Origin of the sequence: Streptomyces sp. NPDC050509 (assembly GCF_044457965.1) — a bacterium.
Taxonomy (GTDB): Bacteria; Actinomycetota; Actinomycetes; order Streptomycetales; family Streptomycetaceae; genus Streptomyces.
Genome location: NZ_JBITHL010000013.1, coordinates 213,760 through 223,673, shown reverse-complemented (window position 1 = coordinate 223,673; position 9,914 = coordinate 213,760). Strand labels below are relative to the sequence as shown.

Annotated in this window: 5 protein-coding genes; 4 read left to right on the top strand and 1 reads right to left on the bottom strand. The window is 68.1% G+C overall.

The features are described from left to right. Window positions 1–571 precede the first annotated feature (571 nt). The 4 genes from ACIBJC_RS32165 to ACIBJC_RS32150 are packed head-to-tail and all read left to right on the top strand — an operon-like array spanning window position 572 to window position 8,965. A complete protein-coding gene (locus ACIBJC_RS32165) occupies window positions 572–2,959 on the top strand; it encodes a Helicase associated domain protein (protein WP_399298565.1) in 2,388 nt (795 codons plus the stop codon). Window positions 2,960–3,016: 57 nt separating this feature from the next. Next, window positions 3,017–5,107 (top strand): telomere-associated protein Tap, encoded by a 2,091-nt coding sequence (tap, locus tag ACIBJC_RS32160; protein WP_399298563.1) that lies wholly within the window; start codon window positions 3,017–3,019, stop codon window positions 5,105–5,107. A 4-nt stretch (window positions 5,108–5,111) separates the two neighbouring features. Continuing rightward, window positions 5,112–5,669 (top strand): telomere-protecting terminal protein Tpg, encoded by a 558-nt coding sequence (gene tpg, locus ACIBJC_RS32155; RefSeq protein ID WP_399298561.1) that lies wholly within the window; start codon window positions 5,112–5,114, stop codon window positions 5,667–5,669. Window positions 5,670–5,722: 53 nt separating this feature from the next. After that, window positions 5,723–8,965 (top strand): Helicase associated domain protein, encoded by a 3,243-nt coding sequence (locus tag ACIBJC_RS32150; protein WP_399298558.1) that lies wholly within the window; start codon window positions 5,723–5,725, stop codon window positions 8,963–8,965. 114 nt (window positions 8,966–9,079) lie between these two features. Here ACIBJC_RS32150 and ACIBJC_RS32145 read toward each other — a convergent pair whose 3' ends face one another. Beyond that, on the bottom strand, window positions 9,080–9,820 hold the full coding sequence (locus ACIBJC_RS32145; protein ID WP_399298556.1) for a TIGR02391 family protein: 741 nt from the start codon (window positions 9,818–9,820) through the stop codon (window positions 9,080–9,082). Between the last annotated feature and the right edge of the window lie 94 nt (window positions 9,821–9,914).

Below are 9,914 nucleotides of genomic sequence, written 5' to 3'. Positions count from 1 at the left end.
CCCGCGGAGCGGGATATGCAGCGCTGGCGCGCTGCATAGTGAACGAATTGCGCAAGCGCAATTCGAATTCCCGCGTAAACGCGGGAATGGAATTCCGTAAACGGAATTCCGGAACGGAATGCAATTCGCGCAAGCGCGAATTGGGGGCACCCGCGCAAGCGCGGTTGCCTGGGCTGGCAGTAAGGGAGGGTGCATCGCGTGCGGGACTGTGTAGGGTCCGGGATTCCCAGCTACCACCTCTGCAACGCATGTGACGGATCGCTGGCCTGACGAAGTGCCAGCCCCCACCGTAGTGACGGGCTCCGCTGCGCTCCACCCGAACCCCTCCCCCGTTCTCAACTGCCCGTACGCAACCCCACCGAACCTCGCGAGCATACACCCCGATCGGTCACGGGAAGGTGGGAATCGGTCATGTGTCACCCTAGGGTGCGGAAGTTGACGCAAGAGTGATGCATCATACTCATGCACTGTGTAGAATCTGGGAACAGTCAGCATCACCCCTGGGCCATTCTCCGCTCCGGGAATCTCCATTCTGATACGCGCCTCATACCGCGAAAAGGAGAAAAAGGGAATGGCCGTGAAACTACGTGACCACCAGATCGAGGCCGTTGCCGCCATTGTGCGCGGTCTCGATATCCCGCCGGGCGGGATTCCTGGGAATGGCCTGCGCGGACAGGTACACGCCGCGTGCGGAACGGGAAAGACCATCATCGCGGCTGCGGCGGCAAAGCGGCTCGCGCCCAAGGGCCACATTCTCGTTCTGGTGCCGACGCTGGATTTGCTGTCCCAGACGGTTCAGGCGTGGAATGCCGCCGGGCACACGGGTCCGGCGGTCGCGGTGTGTTCTCTCCAGGACGACCCGGAATTGTGGAATCTCAAGGTCCGGAGCACAACGAATCCGGTACAGCTCGCCCTGTGGCATGGGCAGGGGCCGGTCACCGTCTTCGCGACATACGCCAGCCTCGATGTCCTTTCCGAGGCGTTCGAGGGCGTCTACGGGCAGCAGTTGCCTCCCATGGACCTCACGGTGGTTGACGAGGCGCACAGGACCAGTGGCTCGATGGGTAAGGCCTGGGCCGCGGTGCACGACCAAGGGGTCATTCCATCGGCGCGCCGGCTGTACCTGACGGCGACGCCACGGATCTGGGAAGAGCGGCTGAACCGCGAGGTCGCTGAGGGGGTGCGCGACCGACTGCCTCGGGAGATGGCGGCCTCCATGGACGACGAGAGGGTCTTCGGGCCCGTCCTCTACAAGCTGTCCCTCGCATCTGCTGTGTCGCGCGGGCTGCTGGCGCGGTACCAGATCATCGTCCTGGAGCTCCAGGACCCCGTCGTCACGCCCGAGCGGCTGATGGGTGAGGAGCGGAGCAGTGAGGAGGTGCGCGGTCAGCGGCTCGGGGCCTTGCAGGCCGCGCTGTTGCACACGATGGCGCAGCACGACCTGTCGACGTGCATCACCTTCCACCACCGCACCATCGAGGCACAGGCGTACGCGGAAGGCCTGGAGCGCGTGGCGGCCAAGCTGCACGCCGACCAGCCTGAGCGGTACCCGGCGCAGATCTGGGCCGACTGGCTCTGCGGCGAGCACGTGCCCGAGCGCCGGCGCGGAGTCCTGGGAAAATTCGGCACCACGGCACTGCGTGCCGTTCTCTCGAATTGTCGCGTATTGGGTGAGGGCGTTGATATTCGTGCCGTGGATTCCGTGGCTCTCCTGGATCCCAAAGGCGCGCCGCATGACATTGTCCAGGCTATCGGGCGCGCTTTGCGTCAGAAGCCGGGACAGGGCAAGATCGCCTCGCTGATCGTGCCGGTATTCCTCCAGCCCGGGGAAAAGCCGGAAGACATGTTCACCTCGGGATCGTATCGCCCGTTGGTGAAGGTATTGGAAGGCCTGCGCGCTCACGACGAAGAGGCAATCGAATTGCTGGCGATTCCCCAGGAGCCGCAGAAGGACGTCGCGCAACCGTCCCAGCACATCGGTACGCCGCCCGGGGAAGGCGAGGACGAATCCCGCCTGCTGCTCCGTTTTGCGGCGCGGCGCGACCCGGTGATGGTCGCGGACTGGGTGTCCTTCAACGTCATCGACACCGAACGCCAGGACTGGGCCCGCGGCTGGGCGAAGCTGAAGACATACGTCGAGCGGGTCGGGAACGCGAGGGTGCCCTACGGACACCGCGAGGGCGCGACACCTCTTGGACAGTGGGTGGCGGAGCAGCGACGGGCGTACGGAGCCGGGGAGATGAACGGGCAGCGCGCCCAGCGGCTGGAGCGGCTCGGCATGGTGTGGTCGATGGCCGATGAAAGGTTCCAGGAGAACCTGGAGGCCGCCAAGGCCTACTACGACCAACACTGGACCCTCTGCGCCCCCCGCACAGCGGCCATGCTGGACAGACCCTTGGGAATGTGGCTCGCGAATTTGCGGCGTCCTGGTGCGCTGGACGACCACCCCGAATGGAAGACAGCACTCGAAGCCGTCGACGAAGACTGGAACCCCGAGTGGCCAGCGGACTGGCAGCGCCACTACGCCGCACTACGCGAACTCGTACGCGATGAGGACCAGGCGGAGGTCCTTCCCGGCGTCACGGTCCACGGCATGGACATCGGACGATGGGCCGCGAAACAGCGCCAACCGGTGGTGTGGGCTTCGCTGATGGACGGGCAGCGCGAACGCCTGGAGCAACTCGGCATCACGCCTCCGGCCCCGGAGCAGGAAACGCCCGCGAAGCCGTCCACGACGCCCCTGGGAGCCTTCGAGCGGGGTATTGCAGCCCTGGCGCAGTACAAGACCCGGGAGGGCTCCGTGACCGTCCCCAGAGGCCACACAGAGCAGTTGGAGGACGGGGCAGAAGTCCGACTCGGAGTGTTCCTCAGCAACAGCAAAAGCCGCCGCGCGAAGCTCACCGTCGACAAACTCGCCGCGCTCGCCGCGCTGGGGTTGGAATGGGCACAGGAAGGTTAAGGAGTGGGATAAGTTTTTGGTTAAGCCGTATCGGGTCCTGATGTGAAGGTGCAGGGAATGGCATCTGAGGAAGAGCTGTTCGCGTCCGTTGACGCTCTGTTGAACGAGGAGCCGCATCTCCCGCCTCCGGCGGAGCGTGCCCGGCTGCGTGAGGCCGCCGGTATCACGCAGGCCCGTCTCGCCACCGCGTTGAAGACGACGACCCAGTCGGTGAAGAACTGGGAGAACGGCCGCTCGGAGCCAAAGTCGCCGCGCCTGGATGCCTACCAGCGGCTGCTGAACGGGTGGGCCGCGAAGTACCCGGCCCACGGAGCTCCCGCTGTCACGCCCGCCCCGGCTCCCGCGCTCAACCCGGAACCGGTTGCGGAGACGTTCACCGGCCCGGCCGTGCCCGAGGCGCCCGCCGTAGTGGAGGTGCCCGTCGTCCAGGCTGAGTCGGCGACGTCGCGCCGTCCGGCGAAGAAGCATTCCGCGCCCGTAGCCGACTCGCGGTTCCCGCATGGTCCGCTCGCGGTGCTGGACGGTGACGGCAGTGCGTACGGCGTGGGCGGCATCGTGTTGGACTGCCCGGCGACCACGGTGGTGGAGCTGGTGGAGTGGACGCTGCGCGAGTCGGGTCTCGGTGCGGCGAAGCTGAACCGGTACGGCAAGGACAGTGATCCGCTGATCGTGCTCACCGCGGCGGCCGCCGTGAAGCTGGGGCTGCCGGAGCGCCTGGAGGGCCACGAGCAGCGCCGCTCCCTCCGACTGCCCGAGGACCATCCAGTGGTCAAAGAGGTGGCGAAGGCGAAGTGGCAGCTGACGCAGCGCGGGTTCGGCCCGTGGGCAAGGGTCTACCGCAAGGCACAGGGGCGTGAGCGGCAGTGCGTGCAGCTCGCGATCCTGTCCTGGGACGCCCTCGATGAGCGGTCCTGGCCCGGCGTCGCGGACCTCGAGGCGGCCGACATCGCCCGCGTCCTGGGTGTGTACGCCCAGCGGGTCATCACCCCGCGCGGGTCGACGGCCGTGTCCGGGCTGGAGTTGATGACGGCGCTGCGCCCGCCGACGAAGGCCGTGCAGGACCCGACGACCGGGAACTGGGTGTCCGGCTACAACGCGGGCTCGTTGGGGACGGAGCCGATGGACCCGGCGCCGCCGGAGGCCACCCCGGAACATCCCGTGGTCGTGAACTCTGGCTGGAGCGGCGGGTTCCTCAATGAGGAGGCGTACCAGTGGGTGCGGTCGGTGGAGACGTTGTCCGATGAGGAGTGCGTGCTGCCCTTCGCGGTCGGCCTGGACCTCAACACCGCGTTCCTCGCCGCCGCGGCCCGCCTGGTCGTCGGTCTCTCCGCCCCCGACCACTTCCACACCCCGGCGTTCAACCCGAAGATCCCCGGGAGCTGGCTGGTCGACCTCTCCCACATCGAGCTGGACCCGCGCCTGCCTTCGCCGTTCACGCCGGACGGCAGCCGTCCGACGGGACCGGCCTGGTACCAGACGCATACGGTCGCCTACGCCCAGGAGCTCGGCTACGACGTCCACCCCATCGAGGGGTACCTGCGCCGCGAGACCGGCGCCTACCTGGACCCGTGGCACGACCGCCTCAAGACCGCCTACGTCGACACCCTCGCCGACCTCGGCGTCACGAAGGACCTGGACGACCACCAGTTCCTCGCCGCGATGGAGCAGCACAAGCAGGCTGACCCGGCGATGGCCGCCGTCCTCGCCGCCATCAAGGCCACGGTGAAGGGCGGCGTCGGGAAACTACGGGAGCGCCCGCAGGGCAAGTCCTACAAGGACGGCGAGCGGTGGCCGGCCCTGGAACGCCCGACCTGGCGCCCCGACATCCGCGCCGCCGTCATCAGCAAGGCCCGGGTCAACATGCACCGCAAACTGGGCAACATGGCGAAGATGACGGGCCTGTACCCGCTCGCGGTGCTGTCCGACTGCGTCGTCTACCCGTCGCCGGGGGAGAGCCCGCTGGACTTCCTGCCGTACGCGACGTCCGGGAAACCGCAGCCCGGCGGTTTCCGCCTCGGACCCACGCCCGGCCTGGCGAAGCTGGAGGGCGTCCAGTCGATGCTGTGGGCGGTCGACCTGATGGAGAAGGGCCTCAACCCGGCCCGCCGCATCAAGGGCGGCGACGCCGTCCTCGACGAAGGGGAGTAAGGCCGTGGGGGAGATCGACGACGCGATCGAGCGGGCCGACCGGGAAAGCTTCACCCGCGAGCCGCCGAAGACGTTGAAGGGTCAGATCGGCTACCTGATCCGGCAGTTGGGCAGCGCGAAGGCCGTCGCGCAGGAGCTCGGGGTCACCGCCGACTCCGTCAACCGCTACCGGCGCGGCGCCCGCAAGCACGCCCGCGCCGACGTCGCCGCGAAACTCGACAACGCGGTACGCCAGCGCTGGCAGCCACAGGTACGCAAGCGCCGGCAGAAACAGGCCGCCACCGCGAGGGGAATCACGGTGGAGACCAGGGCCCGCTTCGGGTACACCGCACCGGTCGGCACGACCGACGACGGACGCTTCCGGCGCCTGACCGTGCACCTCCCCCCGGCCTACGCGCAGCGCCTGTTCGACGCCCGCAACGCGGGTGCCAGCGACCAGGAGATGCGGGGGATCATCGCCGAAGGATTTAAGGACGTCTATTTCCAGGACGGCGGAGGCCGCGCCGCAGGACTCTCCGACGTCACCCTCAACGACATCGACTACCTCGACCTCGACTACTGACCTGACACCGGCCGACGGGCCCGGCGCCTGCTTGTTGAGCCGAAGGACGATAAGTGTCACAAGCGACGGGATGGGTGGGGAAGCTGTTGCTGGCCGCGGGTGCTTTTCGGGTGTCTCCCCTGCAGGGTGAGATGACGCTGTCGTTCCTGGGGCGGATCGCGGACAGGTACGGCCTGACGGTGCGGAGTCTGCTGTCGTCGGTTACCGAAGTGGCTGGCCAGCAGGGCGTCGTCCGGGCTCTGCAGGGCGACAGCGAGGTGTTCTTGAACGCCGCGGCCCGGGACCGGGTCGCGGCGCTGTGTCGTGTGCCGCAGGTGGGCTTACGCCATGCGTTGCCGGCCTGGACGCGGGAGGAGCCGCTGGGCCCCTCGAAGGAGCGGCCGGCGGCGCGGCTCTACAACGGGGTGGAGACGGTTGCTGCCTGGGGTCCGGCGTGCCCGGGCTGTGTGGCTGCGCGGACCGGTCGCGTTGCACCAGCCCGGGTGTACCTGGCGGCGCACCAGCGAGTCTGCCCACGCCACCGGTGCTGGCTGATGAACGTGCCTGGCAGCGGGGGCCGTGTCGTGGGGTTGGCCGGATGCCCGGAGGTGGTCCAGGCGCAGGCGGATCACCGCAGGCTGCTGCGCCGCTCCCCCGTCGCTGATTCGGCGTTCGAGGTTGCGGAAGCGGTCACAGCCTGGTGGTGGGCGCAGGAGTGGCCCGAGGAACATCTGTGGCCGATGCGGCTGGATGCGGCCATGCCCGCGGGCGAGGATCCGCAGCGGTGGCGGATCCTGGCGCGGGATCTGGTCACCTACCCCGAGACCGTCGCCCTCGCCACGCTTCTGGCAAGCCGGGCCTGGCGGCTCCGTGTCGCTGCTGACGGTGGTGGTCACCTCCCTTACCGGTTGGCTGATGTGCCCTGCGTGCCCGGCGAGCTGGGCCATCGCTTGGGGCGTTCGTGGCTCACCGAGCGTCTGGTCGGCTGTACCCACGGAGCGCTGTTTGCCTGGACGTACCAGTGCATCCGTACCGAGGGCGGCAGTGGAGACGACGAACAGCGGCTGTGGCAGGTCCCCTTGGCGCTCCGGCCCCGGCCTCTCGCCGATGTTCTCGCGGGCTACCAGCGTCGGCAGACCGCGGGCACAGAGGGTCTGCCGGCTCAGAAACGGCTGCGGGGTCACAGCGTGCACGCCGAGGGCGCCTTCGCCGCCGGCCTGGCCCACGCGCGCACCTACGCCGCCCAGCACGGCCACCTCGCCACCCAACGCGACACCCGAGTCGGTTCCTTCGCCCTGGGGAAATGGGTGCACAACCAGCAGTCCCACGCCTTGGTCCTGCCTGAAGAAAAGGCCGCCGTCCTGAAGGAGGTGGATCCGTGGTGGAACATCCCCTGGTCGGTGAAGTGGCAGCGCTCCTACTACCGCGCCCGCGACCACGTCAGACGCCACGGCCCCCTCAACGCCGCCGACGGCTTCCCCGACACCCACATGCTGACCGGGGAATGGCTGTACCTGCAGTGCACCGACTACAGCTCACTCCACCCCGAACAACGCCGTCTGCTGGCCGACATCGGCCTCACGGCCCAGGCCGCCGGTAGCGCACGCCCGCGCCGAACGAGCCGGACAGCAGGCATCGATAAGGCTGTTGCCTGTGCGCGCGCCTTCGCCGCCGAACACGGATGCCTGGCCCTGGCCACCAAGAACATCTCGTACCAAGGGTTTTTGCTCGGGAAGTGGCTCACTGCCCAGCGTTGCCTCACCCGCCGCCAGGACGAACCCGGCGCGCACCTCCAGGTGCTCGACGCGATCGACGTGTGGTGGAACCCGCCGTGGCCCCTGGCATGGCAGCGAACCTGGCATCTGATCCGCGCTCATGCCCGAGACCGGCACCAAAAGGCTACAGAAGGTGGCTGGCCGGACGGCAGTGACGGCTGGGCCACATGGCTGTCCGTACAGTGCACCGGCTACAAGCAGTTGCATCCGCTGCAGCAGCGTCTGCTGGCGGAGATCGGCATCACCGCCGAGACCGCCGCCGCTCGCCCCCACGAGATCATCGCCCAGCTCTGCGGTACGGGCCCCGGGCTGGCCCACGCGCGCACGTACGCCGCCGCACATGGCCACCTCACCACGCCCCTGAAAGCTTGTCATGAGAGGTTTCCGCTGGGCCGGTGGCTGAGCGAACAGCGCCGCCAGGCGCGGGAGCACCATCGCAGTACAGGCGGGACATGGCCGGTCAGCACGCTCCTCGCAGCGCTCGATCCCTGGTGGAACCCGACCTGGTCCTTGGAATGGCAACGCAATTGGACTCGCGTACGCGAGCAGTCAGAGTCCGCGTCCGCAGCCGACGGTGGTGGTACCGGCATTGCGGACCTTGAGAAGGAGCTGGCCGACTGGCTGAAGCGTCAGTGCACCGACTACGGCACACTCCACCCCGAACAACACCGCCTGCTGACCAAAATCGGCATCACCGCCGAAACAGCCCGAGCCTCCCAACCACCGGCTCCCCGCGCCGAGCCCGGTCTGCTGGACACCGCGCTCACACAAGCCCGCGCCTACGCGGCCGAATACGGCCATATCGCCGCGCCCGTCAGCACCGTCCTCGACGGGTTCCCGCTGGGGAAGTGGCTGGCCTGGCAACGACGACGCGCCGGTCAGGGCCGCCTCTCCCCCACCCGGGCCGAGGCCCTGACCATGATCGATCCGTGGTGGAATCCGCCCTGGCCCCTGCAATGGCAGCAGGCCTACCACCGCCTCCGCACAGCAGCTACGGGTGCCGACGGTGTACCGGCCACGAACCTTCCCCGAGGCCTTTGCCGCTGGATCCGTGTCCAGCAGGAGTCCTGGCAGCATCTCCACCCCGGCCAGCAGGACCTCCTGACCGCCCTCGGCATCACACCCCACGCTGTCGTAGGCGAACGGCCCGCCCCGGCCACACGCTCCTACCCCGCCAGCCCCGGAATCGACCACGCACGCGCCTACGCCGCCCGACACGGCCACCTCACCCCGGACAAGCACACCCGACAAGACGGCTTCCCCCTCGGCAGATGGCTGGGCCAGCAACGCCGCAAAGCCCGCGCCGGCACCCTCTCCACCACCACGGCAGCCGCTCTCACCCACCTGGACCCGTGGTGGAACCCATCCTGGCCCTACACCTGGCACCGCACCTGGCAGCAATACCGCACCCTCGGCTCCGCAGGCGGCCCCGTCCCGGAGAGCTTGCGGCACTGGGCGCACCTGCAGATCGCCCAGTGGGACCGGCTCCACCCGCATCAGCAGGCGCTGCTGACCACCGCGCGCATCACTACTGCTCCGTGACACTGACGGGGAGAACACTTGGCGCGTGTAGAGGTCCGAGATTCGGTCGTCGGCGTAGCGGCGCGCTCGCCTCTGGCGCGGAGAACGCCCCTTTCGGGGAGCATAGTTCGGCTCTCAACTGGCATTCTCCACCGCGGCGGCGGCCACCCATCTCGCCAAGATACTGAAGGCGGCGAGCTGCTCCAGTGCCTCGTTCTCTTCCAGTTCCTCATCCTCTTCGTGGGCGATGGGATTGCGGATGGCTGAGTAGACACCCCTTGCGAAGTTTCCTGCACCGTCGTGGCGGTTTTTGAATGTGTCGCCCCCGCCGTTCTCGCTGAGGCGCAAGCGTGGGTGCCCTGGGGCGGGTTGGTTGGTGGAGAAAGCATCGGAGAGGAGCTTGGCCTCGGAGGCGTCCCGTCGTCCAAGCTTCGCCTGGGATTGAACGTTCACTGCCCTGGCGGCAGCGCCGACCGCCTCACGGAAGTGGCCGCTGCTCCACAGGCCCTGCACGCTGCCCCAGACCCATGGGTGCAGCGTGGCTGCGTCAAGCTGGGGCGCGCCACTGCCGAGATTTTCCTGCAATTCCTGTTCTGCCTCCAGGAAGGCGACCGCGCGGTGGGCCGCCTCCCGGTGGCGCCACATCGGCTGTCTCTTGGCTTCTTCCCAGTCTGCGGATCGCCAGTCAGGGATCACCCGGTCCAAGATCTGCTCCGCGATGTGCGCAGCAGCCTGCGCCTCCGGCTTGGAAGAATTCTTGAACTTGAAGCTCCCAGCACTCACCATGCCGTGTGGTGGCGCGACCCACTCGACTGCTGCGGTGTGGAGGAAGCCCTTGAGCTTCTCGATCGCCCACTCTCTGTTCATCTGCGTCATGCTCTGATGCTGCCGCACACCACCGACATCGCCTCACCTGCACCGAGACTCGACGGCCTGCGGTCAGGATCACCGGAGTCCTGACGGGACGGAC

Coding starts and splice junctions, on each gene's coding strand:
- ACIBJC_RS32165 (WP_399298565.1), top strand. CDS start 572: ATGGCCGTGAAACTACGTGACCACCAGATCGAGGCCGTTGCCGCCATT.
- tap (WP_399298563.1), top strand. CDS start 3,017: ATGGCATCTGAGGAAGAGCTGTTCGCGTCCGTTGACGCTCTGTTGAAC.
- ACIBJC_RS32145 (WP_399298556.1), bottom strand. CDS start 9,820: ATGACGCAGATGAACAGAGAGTGGGCGATCGAGAAGCTCAAGGGCTTC.